Below are 16,421 nucleotides of genomic sequence, written 5' to 3'. Positions count from 1 at the left end.
TTATATCCTTATTTTTCTTTCGGGATTTTTTTGCAAATCAATGCGCCGATGAAAGCGAGGCTCACATACCCAAACACCGGATAAACGGTGGAAATCAGCTGTCCGTAGCCGATTTGGCTGATAATGAAAGCAAACGCCAAAATGCCGCCGTAAATATATGTACTTTTTATATGAAGAAAACTGTTTAATTGTTTTTCCAATCCGTATAAATTACCGATGACCGACGTAAACACTTCTCCGAAAATAATAAACAAATAAATGATATGAAGCGAACGCGAATACGAATAGACGACTTGAGCCATCGGAATGTCAAACTCCAGCACATCCGGCAGCACCGATAATGATAAAAAGCTCGCGGCAAGCACCAGTGTCAACAGAACGCCGCCAAAATAAGCCCCCCTTCTGATCACCTTCTCTGAAGACATTTCATTCGCAAGCGGCACAAGCACGGCTTGGGCGAGCGATAAATTTAACGCGCCGTAAGAGACGGCGGACAAAAGCCAATTCCACTTGTCAGGCCATACCCATTCGTCCGCGTTTCTCGTGCTTGTAAATACAAATGAATCTGCTGTCACGATAAAAGAGAAGGAAATTAAAAGCGGCACAACCAATATATTGACGCCGAACACACCTTTAACGCCGCTTGTCATGACGGCAAAGCTCAGTACGATCGTCAGAAGGATCCCCGCTTGTGCGGACCAGCCAAGCTGTTCATGAAACAGCGCTCCCGCTCCGGACAGCATGACAGAGGTCACTCCCAGCAATATAAACATCATAAACATGTTCACGGCGCGGCCGATGGACTGGCCGAATAAATATGTGTTCAATTCCTGATAAGATGCTGCATGAATCCGTTTGGAAATGATCATGATTTTGGCGCCTAAATATGTAAACATCAGACCGCTTACCACGATACCGAACAGACCGATCCAGCCAAACTTCAGAAAAAACTCAACGATTTCCCGTCCCGTGGCAAAACCGGCTCCTACAACCGTGCCTACGTATACAAATGCAAGCTGACTTGCAGAACCTTTTGTTTGTCCCATTTCACCCTCCGGCTAAGCGCAGATTTGTCCAGGCCTTTATATATGCTTATGAGACAAGTCGCCCGAAAAGACGAACAAATCGTCCTTCCCCGGAGAAAACAGATTCACCTCTCTCCTCTAAGCAAAAATATTGAAAGAAAAAAAGGGCCGGCGTATACTCTTCATCAAGAAAGGTCAAAACATTTCATTTCCTTTCTGACTATATTGGTCAAAAATAATCAAACCTCACAAATATCACTTATCATGCTGTAAACATTTATTTTTCAGGGTTTGAAACAAAACACTTGAAAGTCAAAGAAGGTCAGAGTATACTATTAATCAAAGAAGGTCAAAGTTAAGACCTTATTTTCTAATCCGTTTGGTCAAAGATGATCAAACATTTTTCGAGGAGGTTTTGGCAAATGCGTTGTCAACATTGTCAGAAAAACGAGGCGACGATTCGCCTGAACATGCAAGTCAATTCCATTCAAAAACAATTCGTTTTATGTGAAACATGTTATACAGAATTAACCCGAAAACCGTCTATGAGCATGGGGCCACAATCATTCGGATTCCCGTTTGAGCAAGGTTTCGCTCCCAATCAAAATAAACAGCAGGCCGGCTCTGAAAAAGGCCTGCTCGACGAGCTCGCTCAAAACGTCACAAACGGCGCAAAAGCAGGTCTGATTGACCCTGTGATCGGCCGCGATCATGAAGTGGCGCGCGTAATTGAAATTTTGAACCGCCGGAATAAAAACAATCCGGTGCTGATCGGTGAGCCGGGCGTCGGTAAAACGGCTATTGCAGAAGGCCTCGCGCTTAAAATCGCTGAAGGCGATGTGCCGAACAAATTGAAAAACAAAGAGCTTTACCTGCTTGACGTCGCTTCTCTCGTCGCCAATACAGGGATCAGAGGCCAGTTTGAAGAAAGAATGAAACAATTAATGAACGAATTAAAAGAACGGAAAAACGTCATCTTGTTCATTGACGAGATTCACCTTCTTGTAGGCGCCGGCTCTGCCGAGGGATCAATGGATGCCGGGAACATCCTGAAACCGGCGCTTGCCAGAGGCGAGCTGCAGGTCATCGGGGCGACAACGCTGAAAGAGTACCGCCAGATTGAAAAAGATGCGGCGCTTGAAAGACGCTTCCAGCCTGTCATGGTTCACGAGCCTACAATAGAACAAGCCATCAGCATTCTGGAAGGCATTAAAGATAAATACGAGAAATACCACGGCGTCACATTCAGCAATGAAGCGATAAACGCCTGTGTTACGCTTTCATCCCGTTACATTCAGGACCGCCACCTGCCGGATAAAGCGATCGACTTATTAGATGAAGCCGGCTCTAAGGCGAACCTGGAGCTTGATACCGTAAATGAAGAAGATGCGGCTGAGAGACTCAAAGCAATTGACGCGGAGAAAACAAAAGCGCTTCATGAAGAAAATTATGAGCTTGCCGCGAAACTGCGTGATGAAGAAGCGGCGTTGGAAAAGCAGCTGGCGCATGAAACACCGGCCTCTTCACCTGAAATCGGGGCGGAGCATATTCAAGCCATCATTGAACAGAAAACAGGCATTCCGGTCGGAAAACTCCAGGCTGATGAACAAGTCAAAATGAAGGAACTTGAAGAGCATCTTCATCAGCGCGTCATCGGTCAGGAAAAAGCCGTGAAAAAAGTGGCGAAAGCGGTCAGACGAAGCCGCGCCGGCTTAAAATCCAAAAACAGACCTGTCGGCTCCTTCCTCTTTGTCGGACCGACCGGAGTCGGAAAAACCGAGTTATCAAAGACACTCGCAGATGAACTGTTCGGTACAAAAGATTCCATTATCCGTCTCGATATGAGTGAATACATGGAAAAACACGCCGTATCAAAAATCATCGGTTCACCGCCGGGATATGTCGGACACGATGAAGCCGGTCAATTAACGGAAAAAGTGCGCCGCAATCCGTACAGCATCGTGCTGCTCGATGAGATTGAAAAAGCCCACCCTGATGTCCAGCATATGTTTCTGCAGATTATGGAGGACGGCCGTCTGACAGACAGCCAGGGCAGAACGGTCAGCTTCAAAGATACCGTTTTGATTATGACAAGCAACGCTGGAACCGGCGAAAAACAGGTGAAAGTCGGATTCCAATCTGAAGAGAGCGTCCTAGAGGAACAAACGCTGATTGATTCACTGAGCGCGTTCTTCAAACCGGAGTTTTTAAACCGGTTTGACAGCATCATTGAATTCCAATCCCTGAAAAAAGAACATCTCGTGAAAATCGTCAGCCTGCTTCTCACAGAGCTTGAAGACACATTAAAAGAGCGCGGCATCAGCCTGAGCGTAACGGACGAAGCGAAAGAAAAAATCGCTGAAATCGGCTACCACCCAGCTTTCGGAGCACGCCCGCTCAGAAGAACCATCCAAGAATTGATCGAGGACGAAATGACAGATCTCTTATTGGATGACAACGAAATAAAAGCCTTCCATGTCGTAATGGAAGAGGACGGCATCAAAGTCCGGGCACAATAAGAAAAAAGCGGTTCCCTCCTCGCGGGGAGCCGCTTTTTTGTTTCTTTCTCCATGCCGAAAGGGAGAAACTGTGAAGAATTCGGGAACAATTTCTCAATCACCCTAAAGTTCCATGCACTGCCACCGATATTAACCATAGAAAGCTAGTATAAAGGATTTGGTGAAAACTATGGATAAAACATCGATTATCGGTATCATCCTCGCCTTGATTGCTTTAAGCGTGGGCATGGTGCTGAAAGGGGTCAGCTTAAGCGCACTCGCTAACCCGGCAGCTATTCTGATTATTTTGTTCGGTACGATTTCTGCGGTGACCATCGCATTCCCCGGAAAAGAAATCAAAAAAGTGCCTGCCCTTTTTAAAGTGCTGTTTAAAGAAAACAAACAGCTGACAATTGCGCAATTAATTCCTATGTTCTCTCAATGGGCGCAAATCGCCAGACGTGAAGGTCTGCTCGCATTGGAAGCAAGCATTGAAGACGTGGATGACGCATTTTTGAAAAACGGCCTGAGTATGGCGGTTGACGGACAAAGCGCAGAATTTATCAGAGATATTATGACTGAGGAAGTTGAAGCGATGGAAGACAGACACCAGGCCGGCGCAGCCATCTTTACACAAGCCGGCACATATGCGCCGACACTCGGCGTTTTGGGTGCGGTCATCGGCCTTATCGCGGCTCTTTCCAACATGAACAATACCGAGGCGCTCGGACATGCCATCAGTGCGGCTTTTGTCGCCACCCTTCTCGGGATTTTCACAGGATATGTACTATGGCATCCCTTCGCCAACAAACTGAAACGCAAATCAAAGCAGGAAGTCAAACTGCGTGAAATCATGATCGAAGGCGTTCTGTCAGTGCTTGAAGGACAGGCCCCGAAAGTGATCGAACAAAAACTTCTCATGTATCTTCCTGCGAATGAACGCGCAAAAGTCGCTGAACAAGAAGGAGAGGCAAACAATGGCGAGAAAAAAGAAGAAGAAGCATGATGACGAGCATGTGGATGAGTCTTGGCTGATCCCGTACGCGGATTTGCTCACCCTTCTTTTGGCTCTGTTCATTGTATTGTTCGCCATGAGCTCGGTCGATGCGGCGAAATTCCAAATGCTGTCTAAATCATTTAACGCCGTGTTTACCGGAGGCACGGGTGTTCTTGAATATTCAAGCGTCACCCCTCCTGAAAACGAAAAAGACGGCGTTGATCAGTTAAAAAAAGACAAGGAAAAAGATAAAGAACAGAAAAAGAAAGAAAGAGAAGCAGCCGACCGCGAAGAACTTGAAGGCGTGCAAAAGCAAGTCAATCAATTTATAAAAAATAAAAAGCTTGAAACTCAGCTGGAAACAAAGCTGACTAAAGAAGGACTCTTAATTACCATTAAAGACAGTATCTTTTTTGATTCCGGACGGGCGGATATCCGTCAGGAAGATATTCCGCTTGCCAAGGAAATCTCGAATCTCCTTGTGCTGAATCCGCCAAGGAACATTATTATCAGCGGACATACGGACAATGTACCGATTAAAAACTCACAATATCAATCTAACTGGCATTTAAGCGTCATGCGGGCCGTCAACTTCATGGCTATTCTCACGGAAAACCCGAAACTTGACGCAAAAGTATTCAGCGCCAAAGGTTTCGGAGAGTATAAACCGGCCGTGTCGAACAAAACCGCCGAAGGGCGCAGCAAAAACAGGCGCGTCGAGGTATTGATACAGCCTAGAAACGCCGCGACTGACCAAAATCAGTAATATAAAAAAGGAAGCCTTTCAAATGGCTTCCTTTTTTATTTCTGATGAAAATGTTTAGCGTTTAACCCCACTCTCTTCAGCATTTCCGTACACATTTCTATCTCTTCATCACTCAACACACTGATCATTTCTTTAATTTCGTCAGCATGATCAGGGAAAATATCGTCCAAAAGACGGATTCCCTTTTCGGAAATCTGTGCGAAAGTCACTCTTCTGTCAGTCGGCGAGGCTTTTCTGATGAGAAGTTCTTTTTTCTCTAATTTGTCAACAACGTATGTAATACTTCCGCTCGCTAATAAAATTTTGTCGCCGATCTGCTGAAGCGGCTGGTTGCCTTTGTGGTACAGCAGCTCAAGCACCGCAAATTCCGTCGGGTTCAGGCCGTGCTTATGAATATGTTTATTCATATGGTCGTTAATAGATCGGTACGCACGTGACAGTACAATAAATAATTTCAATGAGTTTTCTGTTTTATCCGTCATACATTCAATCATCCTTTTACAAAAGAAACCGTTACAGAGAAACATTAATAAACAAAATGAAAAATGTCAACAAAAATGTTTCCAAAATTTCTCTTCTTTTTGTCAGACCTTAATAAAATAATTTGTTTTTCTATCATTTTGGTTATTTTTTCTTATTAAAGAAGTATAAAAATGATATAATACCTCTATTCAAGTGTAATGTTGGAGCGATGCAGAGTGAATACATTTAAAGGTGCCCGGGGAAAGATCAAGCTTTATCTCATATTGGTGATCATCCCGGCACTTATTATCAGCTTTTTCATTTATGAAAAAGAAAAGCAGAAAATAGCCGATAAACACATACAGGAAGCCAGTATGATGCTCAACCTTCACCGCAATAAGCTCAATTATTTAATCGGTGAAACAAAAGCCCGGATGACAACACTTGCGATCGCTGTCGATAAGCCTGTCAATGAAGAAAAGATCATTGACATTCTCGATCAGGCTTTTGAGGATGAACCCAGATTCAGCGGACTGTATATGCTGAATTCCAAAGGTGATGTCATCGCAAGCACGACTGATCTGAAATCAAAGGTGAATTTGGCCGACAGACCGTATTTTACGAAGGCGAAAAAGACGAAAAAAACGGTCATCACAAATGACTACTCCAGCAGAATTACAGGCCAGCGCATCTTCACGATCTGCGTGCCGGTGTTAGACGCAGAACGGGAAGTCACGGATTATTTAGTAGCCGCCATACAAGTCGATTATTTGAGAAATATGATCAATATGCTGAGCCCTGACGTTTATGTCAAGGCAACCAATCAGAATAAAGTGATATTTGCCAGCGGACGGGCTGATCAATCAGAAGGTGTGAAACCGGTCAGCGGCTATCTGGATGATATTAATTGGAATATCAATGTTTATCCGAAACCGGTTGAGCTGAATGAGCTGACCAAAAGCGTGCTGCTGCCGATGTCCAGTATTGCCGTGCTGCTGAATATTCTGTTCATCCTCGTTCAATATTATTTGCTTAAGCGCAAGACCCAGCTGGAGCGCGCTCAAAATGAAGCGCAGAAATTGGAGCTGATCGGAACGCTTGCCGCCAGCACCGCCCATGAAATCCGCAACCCGCTTACAGGGATCAGCGGCTTCATTCAGCTTTTGCAGAAAAAATACAAATCGGAGGAAGATCAGCTGTATTTCTCAATTATTGAGCAGGAGATTAAACGGATCAATCAGATTGTCAGTGAGTTTTTAGTGCTTGGAAAACCCACTGCTGAACGGTTGGAAGTGAACTCGCTGCAGGATATTCTTGATGAGATTATGCCGATTATTTATTCTGAAGGGAATCTATACAATGTGGAAGTGAATGTGGAGATTCTCGTCAATCGGCCGCTCAAGGTCAACTGCACGAAAGACCATATTAAACAGGTGATTTTAAATGTCGCGAAAAACGCGCTGGAATCCATGCAGGAAGGCGGCCGGCTGTCCATCTATTTAGAAGCCCGCGATCATAAAGCAGTCATTAAGGTGGCTGACAACGGAATGGGCATTTCTGAAGATATGCTTGAGCACATTTTTCTTCCGTTTGTAACGTCAAAGGAAAAAGGCACCGGCCTCGGCCTTGTCGTATGTAAACGAATCATGCTGATGTACGGCGGTTCGATTGACATTCAAAGCGAAGTCGATAAGGGCACAGAGGTCACCATTACCCTCCCTGCCGCTTCTCGATGAAAAAAACACCCTGATCGGGGTGTTTTTTATTTAAAGAAGAGTATGTGTAAGAGGATATACCAGAGGAACGGCATCATAGCCGGCAGATAGTACGAGGCGCTTCGTGAGCCGTGCCAGCGGAAAAATGTGCTGACTGTACGCGGTCATCTTTCGGATGCGGCGCTTGATCAGGAAGCGCATTCAGTCTTCGTTATCTGTTTTATCATCCATCATTTGTTTGCTTCATATGCAGGCATGACGTCACCGCGGGAGAACAAGCCTATTTTCTTCACAAGGCCCTGTATTCCTTGGTGATGTGTACGATCACGGTTTACCAGCTGCTGATACGCGTTCATCAGACAGTCCAGTTCCTGGCTGTGCCTGATCGTGTCATATCCTGTAAACCCTTGCCTGTTAGCCGCATCTATCATCATTTTTCTTTTTTTATCAATAGATAGAAGCAATTTTTCTTGTTCAGAATAACTGCCCATTCACTTCACCCCTCACCGCTAAAAGAATAGGAAACAAGTTTGATTGGGTTATTGAGCATTATTACAGATTATACTTTATTTGTAAACATTTTTTTACTAAATAACTTATTTTTTCATTTCATATTGGAATCTTTAGCATGAATAAGAGAATAATACCCATTCGGGTAATGATATAAACAGAATGCGGCATATTCAAGAATTAAAAAACAGCCAAAGCTGACTTTATATTACAATAAAAAACCTCTCATGCCGGTGGGTGCATGAGAGGTTCGGGCGTCTATCAGTTTTGCACACTTTCATTTTCGTAAATCGGCACCCAGCCCTCAGTCGTCACGAAGATTCGGATTGCGACGACCCGGCGGTCTTCCTGAAGCGTAAAGTAGTGGCGGATGTTCTCCGGAACTGAAATCAAATCTCCCGGATTTAAACGGACGTCGAAAAATGTGCCGTCTTTGCCTTGAATGACGAAGATGCCGTGTCCGCTGACGATAAAGCGGACTTCATCATCCGTGTGGTGATGTTCTCTTTGGAAATTTTTTAATAATTCATCAAGATTCGGCGTGGTGTCTGATAAAGAAATGACATCCTGAGACTGATATCCGCGCCGGGCTGAAATGTCCTGAATCTCCGTGTCAAACGCCGCGAGAATCCGTTCTTTTTCATCTTCGGTTAGATCGTATTTTTCCGAAAGCTCAGACGGAAGTTTTTCAATGTTCCACTGCTCATAGATCACCTCTTGTTCGTCTAAGAAGCGCGCTACTTCTTCCTGATGTTCAATGAGCGTATTTTTTTCGTCATGAATTCTGATGGTCGCCATTTTCTATTCCTCCTTTTATTTTACCAGCTGCGGCCGAAGTGACAGAAGCTTGAGGTGACAGCTGAATAAAAATTCATAGGCTTCCAGCACCCTTTTCGCTTCAAATGCGGTCCGCCCCCATGCCGTAATGCCGTGATTGCGGATTAACACCGCGCCTGAGCCGGCGGCCGCATGGTGCGCGAAGTTTTCGGCCAATGCCGGGATGTGCGCCGGATTGTCAATGATCGGAACGGTCACGGACGCGTTTTCCTCCCATAATCCGAGCGCCTTAATCATCTCCTGCCCCTGAAAAGTGATTTGTTTTTCATCCCCGTAAAGCTCTGAGATGACATTATTATTGACGGTATGGACATGCAGACAGCAGCCGGCGTCTGTCTTTTGGTATAAGTAAGTATGGAGAAGCGTTTCTGCTGAGGGTTTTAAAGAATGGCCGGTCTCAGCGGGCTTCCCGTTCTCATCGATTAAGAGAAAATCTTCATCTGTTTCTTTTCGTTTGTCTTTTCCGCTCGCCGTAACGAGGAAAGTCAGCGGCGCGTCGGATACTTTGATGGAAAGATTCCCGCTCGTTGCCGGGAACCAGTCTCTTTCAGCCAGCTCGCGCTTTACCTCGGCAAGTTCGCGCCAGCGTTCTTCTTTTGCAGCCATGCCTGCACCTCCCCGATGTTTTCAATGCCTGTTTTCACCTCATGAAAATCTTGAAAAGGCAGATGCCGGAGGCCGAGTTCTTTGCATTCAGTCATTAGATAATCTCTCGCAAAGCACATATCGGATAACTTTGCAGCCTCAACATCCGTGACCGAATCACCGATCATAATGAGAAATTTCTGCTGATCGGATAGCTTTCGGATGACTGACGGTTTGCAGCAGCCGCATTGATTGGTGCAATCTCCGTCACAGGCATGCGGCCAGTCTATATGAATATATTCATTGTCAAAGGATGCATGATTGCAGAAAATCCGCTCCTTTTCTACGATCCCTTCCAAAAGCGGATGCACAAAAAAGTCCATTCCCCCGCTTACGATATAAAACGGGAGGCCATTTGACCGGACAAACGAGACAAAATCCAAAAAGCCGTCCCGTATTTTCGCATCCTTCAGAATAAAGCCGGTCAGTTCTTCTTTTAAGCTGCTCGGCAGCAGTCCGAACATCCGTCCGACTCCTTCTTGGATTGATATGCTTTTAGACAGAACACCGTCTTTTAATTCAAGCCACTCAGGAGGCGCGAATTGTTTCATCATGCTGACAATGTTGTCGTTCATGGTGACCGTTCCGTCGAAATCACAAATAATCAGCGGTGTGCGGGTCATACGGCTTCCACCCTTCCCCATTTGTCTAATGCGAGCTGAAGATCTTTGCACGACGCGGCTTTTTCTTCAATCGGCTGCGCTTCAAGCACCGCATCAATGATGGCGCGGAACGCTTTTCCCCCGCCCTCGGCTCCTTTCGGATGGCCGTGAATGCCTCCGCCGGCATTGATGATGTGATCGATGCCGAAATCGCGCATCAACAATGGCACCATACCGGGGTGAATGCCTGCTGACGGGACGGCAAACGACGGATGAAAGACATCGTCTTTTACACATTCATCATGGATTGCAAGCGCGGACTCCTTCGGAAGAGCAACGGATCCGTAAGGTGACGGAAATAAACTGAAATCAGCGCCGCAATAGCGGTTCAGCTTGCCGAGCAAAAGCGCATGCGACAAGCCGTAAACGGGAGATGATGTGAACGCGCCGCTGACTGCCGGATGCGCCAGGATCGGAAGCGGGATTTCCCTGTCTTCAGCAAGGCTCTGCATCACATCTAAACCGTAAGCGAACACATTCAATAAAAGCGCGTCCGCCCCGAGTTCTGCCGCGCGCCTCGCTTTATCCCGCAATTCAGCGGTCCTTCCCGTAAGGTTTACGGCATACAGCGTTTTATGCCCCGTCTCCTCCCGGGTTTCCTTCAGGACTTGTTTTCCTTCGATAATGCGGGTTTCAAACGGAGCCAGTTCATTTTCAAAGAAAATTTCGTCATCTTTAATCAGATCCACGCCGCCGAGCGCCTGCTGTCTGAGCTGTTCTTTAATGTCGGCGAGATCCCGTCCGATCACGCCTTTAAATATGCTCATCAGAAGCGGTCTTTCAAATTCGCCCAGCAGTTTGCGGATGCCGTATATACCGAATTTCGGCCCGGGAAGGGAGCGTTTAAACCCTTCGGAAAATTCAAGATCAGTCAATTTTATTTTTCCGTCCAGTGACAGCTTTCCGAATACCGTCGTCAGGACGGCCGGAATATCTCTTGAAAAGTTCGCCTCGGGATAGGCAATGGTGATGACGGATTGTGTTTCGTTTTCTGAGGTTCCTTCTTTCTCCTCAACTTTTACGACCCGCCCTTTATGTTTTCTGAGCTGTTCCTGCTTCACCAGGGGCAGGTCAGTCCAGGAGCCTACCGTCAGCCCCGCCGCAATCTGTTCCGCCCGCTTTTCACTGTCCGTTGTGTCTGTCAGAAGATATGTTGCCAATACTTCGCTCATGCGTGAACGCCTCTCTTTCTTTCGCAAAACATAAAAAAACCTCTTCCGTATGAGCAGAAAGAGGCTTCGTGTTATGTCCGAATCTTATCTCTCAGCTCCTGCTGCAAGAATTAGCACCGTGCTTTATCAGTCGGTTGCCGGGCTTCATCGGGCTCGTCCCTCTGCCTGCTCTTGATAAGAATAATGATTTTATAAAGTATTTTGAATTATCGCATTGTTATCCAGATATGTCAATGCTTTTTCGGGTGAAAAGATTCAGTTTCCCGATCCGTTCCGCAGCTTCTTTAAGTCTTTCTTCACTTGTCAGAAGACCGACCCTTATATAGCCTTCCCCCCATTTTCCGAACCCGTTTCCGGCAGCGACCGCGACATCCGCTTTCTCGAGCAGCAGGTCTGAAAACGACTGTGACGTATAACCGTCAGGCACAGGGAGCCATGCAAAAAAAGAGCCCGCCGGAGCCGTTACATCCCAGCCGATATCGCGGCAGGCTTTAATCCATGCATTGCGTCTCGATTCATATCTGTCATTTTGCGCCGCGACGCATGCCTGATCCGCTAAAAGTGCGGCTGCCGCCGCCTGCTGCGCCGCGGGAAACAGGCTGACAAACATATGATCCTGATAAAGGTTGATCGCTTCGATGACAGAAGCGTTTCCGACGGCAAATCCGACCCGCCAGCCCGCCATATTATACGTTTTGGACAAGGTATAGATTTCGATTCCCGTCTCTTTTGCGCCTTCGGTCTGCAAAAAGCTCAGCGGTTTATGCCCGTCAAAACCGACGGCTCCGTACGCGAAATCATGAACGACACAAATGCCGTTTTGCTCCGCAAAACCGACCGTCTCCTCGAAAAACGCCTCTGTCGCCACAGCGCCGGTCGGATTATTCGGATAATTGAGATACAGCAGCTTCGCCTCGCTCCGCACCTTTTCAGGAATTACACTGTAATCAGGGAGAAACCCTCTTTCTTCCGTCAGCGGCATCATTTCCATTTTCGCCTTCGCAAGGGCGACGCCCGACCAGTAATCAGGATATCCGGGATCAGGCACCAGAATGGTATCTCCCGGGTTTAATAGACATTGCGGAAGCTCAACAAGTCCCGCCTTGCCTCCGAACAGCACGGCGACTTCCGTTTCCGGATCAAGCGTGACCCCGTACTCCCTTTCATAAAATGCAGCGGCTGCTTTTTTGAAGCTGTAAGCGCCCCGGAATGATGAGTATTTATGATTTTCCGGCCTTTCGACGGCGCGCTTCATTTCTTCAACGATATGCTGAGGCGTCGGCTGATCAGGGTTTCCCTGCCCTAAATTGATGACGTCTCTGCCTTCTTTCAGCTTTTGATTCACTTTTTGCACCAATGATGCGAAAAATTGTTCCGGCAGCTGTTTGAGTACATCTGAGATTTCAAAGTTCATATTTTCACCTTCTAAAAATGTCTTGAAATGATAGTCCATCATCATATATGGTTAAATAAAAAAAGTAAAGAGAAACTTGAGGTGTTTAAAAATGAAATGGACCGTTTCCTGTTTGCAATTTGATATTTCATACGGAAATCCTTCAGAAAACTTTAAAAAAGCAGAATCTTTGATTGAGCAAGAAAGCCGCCATGCGGATGTAATCGTGCTTCCTGAGTTGTGGACGACCGGCTATGATCTCACACGGCTAGACCAGCTGGCGGATGAAAACGGCAAAGTTTCGGAACAATGGCTTAAAGAAACGGCAAAAACATACAACGTACACCTCGTTGCCGGATCTTTTGCGGTCAAAGAAGGCGAAAATGTCTATAACACCATGTACATCGCCGATAACAGCGGACAGATCGTGAAGCGGTATCAGAAAGCCCATCTGTTTCAGCTGATGGATGAACACCTTTACTTGTCAGCAGGAAACAGCGACGGTTCCTTTGAGCTTGACGGTGTCAAGTGCGCCGGGCTTATCTGCTATGATATCCGTTTCCCCGAATGGATCAGAAAGCATACGTCCCAGGGCGCGAATGTCCTGTTTATCTCTGCGGAATGGCCTCTGCCCCGCCTTGATCATTGGCGAAGCCTGCTTATCGCCAGAGCAATTGAAAACCAATGTTTTGTCGCAGCCTCTAACTGCACGGGGTCCAATCCCGATAATGAATTTGCCGGCCACAGCCTGATTATTGACCCGTGGGGCCGGATTTTAGCCGAAGGAGACCGGACGGAAGGCGCAGTCCGAGCGGAAATCGATGTGTCAGAAAGCGCGGCCGTTCGCGGAACCATTCCGGTTTTCCAAGACTTGCGGCGTGATTTATATTAATTTTCAAAAAAACGTTGACAAGAATATCCCGCGCCTGCTAATATTTTCATCAACTGATTAATCCGAATTGTGATACAAATCAATATATTTTTCTCTTATCGAGAGTTGGGCGAGGGATTGGCCTTTTGACCCCAACAGCAACCGACCGTAATTCCATTGTGAAATGGGGCGCGTACATTTTGCGCCGAGACGATTGTCTCATAAGGCACGGTGCTAATTCCATCAGATGTTATCTGAGAGATAAGAGGCGGACTGCACTGTTTCAGCCTCCTTCTCTTTCAGAGAAGGAGGCTTTTTTTCGGGCGTATTCTCCGTCACGATCTCTTACTGCCACTACATAATTGGAGGGTAAATCCATGTCAGCAACTAAAGCAAGTCTTTATGAACAATTAACAGAAAGCTCCGCCGCCGCGTTAGCCGTCAAGCTCGGCTTATTCCAAAGCAAAAGCACTCTGACATGCCGTGAAATCGGCGACGGCAATTTAAATTACGTCTTTCATGTTTACGATAAAGAAAACAAAAAAGGACTGATTATTAAACAGGCAATCCCTTACGCGAAAGTCGTCGGTGAAAGCTGGCCGCTTACCATTGACCGGGCGAGAATCGAAAGCAGCGCCCTCATCCGCCAGGGCGAACACGTGCCGCACCTCGTTCCGGCCGTTTACTATTCCGATACTGAAATGGCCGTCACGGTAATGGAAGACCTCTCGCATTTGCGAATTTCAAGAAAAGGGCTGCTGGAAGGGCAGCATTATCCGAACTTATCGGTTCATATCGGTGAATTTTTAGGGAAAACGCTGTTTTACTCATCTGATTATGCGCTTGATGCGAAAGTAAAGCAGCAGCTCGCAAAGCAGTTTACAAATCCTGAGCTTTGCAATATTACGGAAAGGCTTGTGTTTACAGAACCGTTTCTCGACCATGAGACAAACGATTTTGAAAAGGAGCTGCGCCCATACGCAGAAAAAGTTTGGAACAATTCCCGGCTGAAAGAAGGCGCTGACGAATTGAAAGCCATCTTTCTGAATTCCGCGGAAACATTGGTTCACGGCGATCTGCACACGGGAAGCATTTTCGCCGATGAACATGAAACAAAGGTGATTGATCCCGAGTTTGCTTTCTTCGGACCGATCGGGTTTGACATCGGCCAATTTATCGCCAATCTGCTGTTAAACGCCCTCAGCCGCGACGGTGACGACAGACAGCCGTTATATGATCATACTGCCGCCGTATGGGATACATTTGTGAAAACATTCAGTGAAGCATGGGAGAAAGACTGCTTGCCTTCCCGCAGACACCTGCTGGAAGACACACTGAAAAACGCGTTTGAGGAAGCGGTCGGTTTTGCGGGATGCGAATTGATCCGGCGCACGATCGGACTCGCCCATGTGGCTGACTTAGATGAAATCACTCCGTTTGACAAACGAATCGAACGGAAGAAGCTGGCGCTTGACATCGGCGCCTATTATATCGAAAACAGAAAAAAACTGAAGCATATCACCGAGGTTCTGGACCAATTTAAGCTCCGTGTAAAGGAATGATGCAGCATGACCAATGAATTTGCCATCCCCCGTTCTGTAGAATGGAAAGAAACCTACATCCGCATTTTAAATCAGCAAAAGCTTCCCGACGTCACTGAATATGCGGAACTTAAAACAAAGGAAGATGTATTCGACGCGATTGTCACGCTGAAAGTAAGGGGCGCCCCGGCCATCGGTATAACCGCGGCGTTCGGACTCGCGCTCTCCGCCAAGTCGTTTGAAGCCCGCGACCTTTCAGATTTCCGACGTCAGTTCGCGGATGTCAAAGCATATTTAAACAGTTCAAGGCCCACTGCCGTCAACCTTGCGTGGGCGCTTGACAGACTGACGGATTCCATCAGGGATGCGATCTCAATCAATGAAGCGAAGACAACGCTCGTTCATGAAGCCATTCAAATTCAGATTGAGGATGAAGAAACATGCCGAATGATCGGCCAGAATGCGCTGCACCTTTTTAAAAAAGGCGACCAGATCATGACCATCTGCAATGCGGGCTCGATTGCCACAAGCCGGTACGGTACGGCGCTTGCTCCCTTTTACTTAGCGAAACAAAAAGATCTCGGCCTTCATATCTACGCATGTGAAACAAGACCCGTTCTCCAAGGATCACGGCTGACGGCGTGGGAGCTGATGCAGGGCGGAATTGATGTCACGCTCATTACGGACAGCATGGCCGCCCATACAATGAAGGAAAAACATATTTCTGCGGTCATTGTCGGCGCTGACAGAATTGCAAAAAACGGTGATACGGCCAACAAAATCGGAACGTACGGCCTCGCTATTTTGGCAAACGCCTTTCAAATTCCGTTTTTTGTTGCCGCACCGCTTTCGACATTTGACTTGCAGATTGAAAACGGCGATCAGATTCCGATTGAAGAAAGAGATCCGGATGAAGTCAGACAGATCTCCGGCATACGAACCGCTCCCGAGGATGTGCCGGTCTTCAATCCGGCCTTTGACATCACACCGGGCAGCCTGATTTCCGGCATTATAACCGAGAAAGGAATTGTGACCGGCTCTTACACGGAAGAAATTGAACAATTATTCGCTGACTGCCAGCTGAACTGAAAAACCGCTGATGATATTGCCTCAGGCAATGTCAGCGGTTTTTTTGTCTGCACAATGTAATCACTTTATCTTTTTGGACGGCTGTAATGAGATGCATTTTAAAAAACAGCTCTGCATAACCGGCTATCTTTTGCGGACGGCTCATTTTCATCAGGCTTCGTCCTCCTTTTTCACCAGACCAACTTTTTTCACTTAATAAAATGATATGTCGGACGTGAAAAAACGGAACGTGCCATAC

At 46.6% G+C, this 16,421-nt stretch carries 16 protein-coding genes and 2 riboswitches; of the genes, 7 read left to right on the top strand and 9 right to left on the bottom strand.

Annotated features, from left to right (window positions below):
• Nucleotides 1-8: 8 nt before the first annotated feature.
• Nucleotides 9-1,046, bottom strand: a complete 1,038-nt coding sequence (locus tag NYE36_RS07330) for a transporter (RefSeq protein WP_020953988.1) — start codon at nucleotides 1,044-1,046, stop codon at nucleotides 9-11.
• Between the two features lie 401 nt (nucleotides 1,047-1,447).
• Here NYE36_RS07330 and clpE point away from each other — a divergent pair, with 401 nt between their 5' ends.
• From clpE to motB, 3 genes are all read left to right on the top strand, one after another.
• Nucleotides 1,448-3,544 (top strand): ATP-dependent protease ATP-binding subunit ClpE, encoded by a 2,097-nt coding sequence (gene clpE / locus NYE36_RS07325; RefSeq protein WP_007408460.1) that lies wholly within the window; start codon nucleotides 1,448-1,450, stop codon nucleotides 3,542-3,544.
• Between the two features lie 169 nt (nucleotides 3,545-3,713).
• Nucleotides 3,714-4,529: a flagellar motor stator protein MotA gene (motA, locus tag NYE36_RS07320; RefSeq protein ID WP_244805651.1), complete on the top strand. Its 816-nt coding sequence runs from the start codon at nucleotides 3,714-3,716 to the stop codon at nucleotides 4,527-4,529.
• Nucleotides 4,501-5,286, top strand: coding sequence for a flagellar motor protein MotB (gene motB / locus NYE36_RS07315; protein ID WP_003154685.1), 786 nt, complete (start codon nucleotides 4,501-4,503; stop codon nucleotides 5,284-5,286). The genes motA and motB overlap by 29 nt, the downstream gene beginning before the upstream one ends.
• 35 nt (nucleotides 5,287-5,321) lie before the next feature.
• On the opposite strand, the gene NYE36_RS07310 is transcribed toward motB, so the two are convergent.
• Nucleotides 5,322-5,768 carry a MarR family transcriptional regulator gene (locus tag NYE36_RS07310; RefSeq protein ID WP_007408463.1) on the bottom strand — a complete coding sequence of 149 codons (447 nt, stop codon included), beginning with the start codon at nucleotides 5,766-5,768 and terminating at the stop codon, nucleotides 5,322-5,324.
• Nucleotides 5,769-5,966: 198 nt separating this feature from the next.
• On the opposite strand from NYE36_RS07310, the gene NYE36_RS07305 reads away from it, so the two are divergent.
• A complete protein-coding gene (locus tag NYE36_RS07305; RefSeq protein WP_061046826.1) occupies nucleotides 5,967-7,484 on the top strand; it encodes an ATP-binding protein in 1,518 nt (505 codons plus the stop codon).
• 209 nt (nucleotides 7,485-7,693) lie between these two features.
• On the opposite strand, the gene NYE36_RS07300 is transcribed toward NYE36_RS07305, so the two are convergent.
• The 6 genes from NYE36_RS07300 to NYE36_RS07275 form a co-directional block, all read right to left on the bottom strand.
• Nucleotides 7,694-7,954 carry an aspartyl-phosphate phosphatase Spo0E family protein gene (locus tag NYE36_RS07300; protein ID WP_007408464.1) on the bottom strand — a complete coding sequence of 87 codons (261 nt, stop codon included), beginning with the start codon at nucleotides 7,952-7,954 and terminating at the stop codon, nucleotides 7,694-7,696.
• A gap of 280 nt (nucleotides 7,955-8,234) precedes the next feature.
• Nucleotides 8,235-8,771 (bottom strand): cupin domain-containing protein, encoded by a 537-nt coding sequence (locus NYE36_RS07295; RefSeq protein ID WP_007408465.1) that lies wholly within the window; start codon nucleotides 8,769-8,771, stop codon nucleotides 8,235-8,237.
• 15 nt (nucleotides 8,772-8,786) lie between these two features.
• Nucleotides 8,787-9,416 (bottom strand): methylthioribulose 1-phosphate dehydratase, encoded by a 630-nt coding sequence (locus NYE36_RS07290; RefSeq protein WP_007408466.1) that lies wholly within the window; start codon nucleotides 9,414-9,416, stop codon nucleotides 8,787-8,789.
• The gene (mtnX, locus tag NYE36_RS07285; protein WP_047935655.1) at nucleotides 9,374-10,078 is read right to left on the bottom strand and encodes a 2-hydroxy-3-keto-5-methylthiopentenyl-1-phosphate phosphatase; all 705 of its coding nucleotides are present in this window, start codon (nucleotides 10,076-10,078) and stop codon (nucleotides 9,374-9,376) included. Before mtnX ends, NYE36_RS07290 begins: the two co-directional genes overlap by 43 nt.
• Nucleotides 10,075-11,289, bottom strand: a complete 1,215-nt coding sequence (mtnW, locus tag NYE36_RS07280; protein ID WP_141137938.1) for a 2,3-diketo-5-methylthiopentyl-1-phosphate enolase — start codon at nucleotides 11,287-11,289, stop codon at nucleotides 10,075-10,077. The genes mtnX and mtnW overlap by 4 nt, the downstream gene beginning before the upstream one ends.
• A gap of 81 nt (nucleotides 11,290-11,370) precedes the next feature.
• Nucleotides 11,371-11,470: riboswitch (SAM riboswitch) on the bottom strand.
• Nucleotides 11,471-11,506: 36 nt separating this feature from the next.
• On the bottom strand, nucleotides 11,507-12,703 hold the full coding sequence (locus NYE36_RS07275) for a pyridoxal phosphate-dependent aminotransferase (protein WP_038457815.1): 1,197 nt from the start codon (nucleotides 12,701-12,703) through the stop codon (nucleotides 11,507-11,509).
• A gap of 91 nt (nucleotides 12,704-12,794) precedes the next feature.
• Between NYE36_RS07275 and NYE36_RS07270 the strand changes: the two genes are divergently transcribed.
• From NYE36_RS07270 to mtnA, 3 genes are all read left to right on the top strand, one after another.
• The gene (locus tag NYE36_RS07270; protein WP_003154702.1) at nucleotides 12,795-13,574 is read left to right on the top strand and encodes a carbon-nitrogen family hydrolase; all 780 of its coding nucleotides are present in this window, start codon (nucleotides 12,795-12,797) and stop codon (nucleotides 13,572-13,574) included.
• A gap of 92 nt (nucleotides 13,575-13,666) precedes the next feature.
• Nucleotides 13,667-13,821, top strand: a riboswitch (SAM riboswitch).
• Between the two features lie 109 nt (nucleotides 13,822-13,930).
• Nucleotides 13,931-15,115 carry an S-methyl-5-thioribose kinase gene (gene mtnK, locus NYE36_RS07265; RefSeq protein WP_094032388.1) on the top strand — a complete coding sequence of 395 codons (1,185 nt, stop codon included), beginning with the start codon at nucleotides 13,931-13,933 and terminating at the stop codon, nucleotides 15,113-15,115.
• Nucleotides 15,116-15,121: 6 nt separating this feature from the next.
• The gene (gene mtnA / locus NYE36_RS07260; RefSeq protein ID WP_094032387.1) at nucleotides 15,122-16,183 is read left to right on the top strand and encodes an S-methyl-5-thioribose-1-phosphate isomerase; all 1,062 of its coding nucleotides are present in this window, start codon (nucleotides 15,122-15,124) and stop codon (nucleotides 16,181-16,183) included.
• 31 nt (nucleotides 16,184-16,214) lie between these two features.
• On the opposite strand, the gene NYE36_RS07255 is transcribed toward mtnA, so the two are convergent.
• Nucleotides 16,215-16,334 (bottom strand): hypothetical protein, encoded by a 120-nt coding sequence (locus NYE36_RS07255; protein ID WP_223255230.1) that lies wholly within the window; start codon nucleotides 16,332-16,334, stop codon nucleotides 16,215-16,217.
• Nucleotides 16,335-16,421 lie beyond the last annotated feature (87 nt).

Source organism: Bacillus sp. FSL R5-0593 (assembly GCF_038603755.1).
Classification (GTDB): domain Bacteria; phylum Bacillota; class Bacilli; order Bacillales; family Bacillaceae; genus Bacillus; species Bacillus velezensis.
Note: the sequence above shows the minus strand (reverse complement) of the source record. Positions and strands in the feature narration are given on the sequence as shown.

What these genes read in the sequence shown, in the direction of transcription:
- NYE36_RS07330 (WP_020953988.1), bottom strand. Translation starts at nt 1,046, where the DNA reads ATGGGACAAACAAAAGGTTCTGCAAGTCAGCTTGCATTTGTATACGTA.
- clpE (WP_007408460.1), top strand. Translation starts at nt 1,448, where the DNA reads ATGCGTTGTCAACATTGTCAGAAAAACGAGGCGACGATTCGCCTGAAC.
- motA (WP_244805651.1), top strand. Translation starts at nt 3,714, where the DNA reads ATGGATAAAACATCGATTATCGGTATCATCCTCGCCTTGATTGCTTTA.
- motB (WP_003154685.1), top strand. Translation starts at nt 4,501, where the DNA reads ATGGCGAGAAAAAAGAAGAAGAAGCATGATGACGAGCATGTGGATGAG.
- NYE36_RS07310 (WP_007408463.1), bottom strand. Translation starts at nt 5,768, where the DNA reads ATGACGGATAAAACAGAAAACTCATTGAAATTATTTATTGTACTGTCA.
- NYE36_RS07305 (WP_061046826.1), top strand. Translation starts at nt 5,967, where the DNA reads ATGTTGGAGCGATGCAGAGTGAATACATTTAAAGGTGCCCGGGGAAAG.
- NYE36_RS07300 (WP_007408464.1), bottom strand. Translation starts at nt 7,954, where the DNA reads ATGGGCAGTTATTCTGAACAAGAAAAATTGCTTCTATCTATTGATAAA.
- NYE36_RS07295 (WP_007408465.1), bottom strand. Translation starts at nt 8,771, where the DNA reads ATGGCGACCATCAGAATTCATGACGAAAAAAATACGCTCATTGAACAT.
- NYE36_RS07290 (WP_007408466.1), bottom strand. Translation starts at nt 9,416, where the DNA reads ATGGCTGCAAAAGAAGAACGCTGGCGCGAACTTGCCGAGGTAAAGCGC.
- mtnX (WP_047935655.1), bottom strand. Translation starts at nt 10,078, where the DNA reads ATGACCCGCACACCGCTGATTATTTGTGATTTCGACGGAACGGTCACC.
- mtnW (WP_141137938.1), bottom strand. Translation starts at nt 11,289, where the DNA reads ATGAGCGAAGTATTGGCAACATATCTTCTGACAGACACAACGGACAGT.
- NYE36_RS07275 (WP_038457815.1), bottom strand. Translation starts at nt 12,703, where the DNA reads ATGAACTTTGAAATCTCAGATGTACTCAAACAGCTGCCGGAACAATTT.
- NYE36_RS07270 (WP_003154702.1), top strand. Translation starts at nt 12,795, where the DNA reads ATGAAATGGACCGTTTCCTGTTTGCAATTTGATATTTCATACGGAAAT.
- mtnK (WP_094032388.1), top strand. Translation starts at nt 13,931, where the DNA reads ATGTCAGCAACTAAAGCAAGTCTTTATGAACAATTAACAGAAAGCTCC.
- mtnA (WP_094032387.1), top strand. Translation starts at nt 15,122, where the DNA reads ATGACCAATGAATTTGCCATCCCCCGTTCTGTAGAATGGAAAGAAACC.
- NYE36_RS07255 (WP_223255230.1), bottom strand. Translation starts at nt 16,334, where the DNA reads ATGAAAATGAGCCGTCCGCAAAAGATAGCCGGTTATGCAGAGCTGTTT.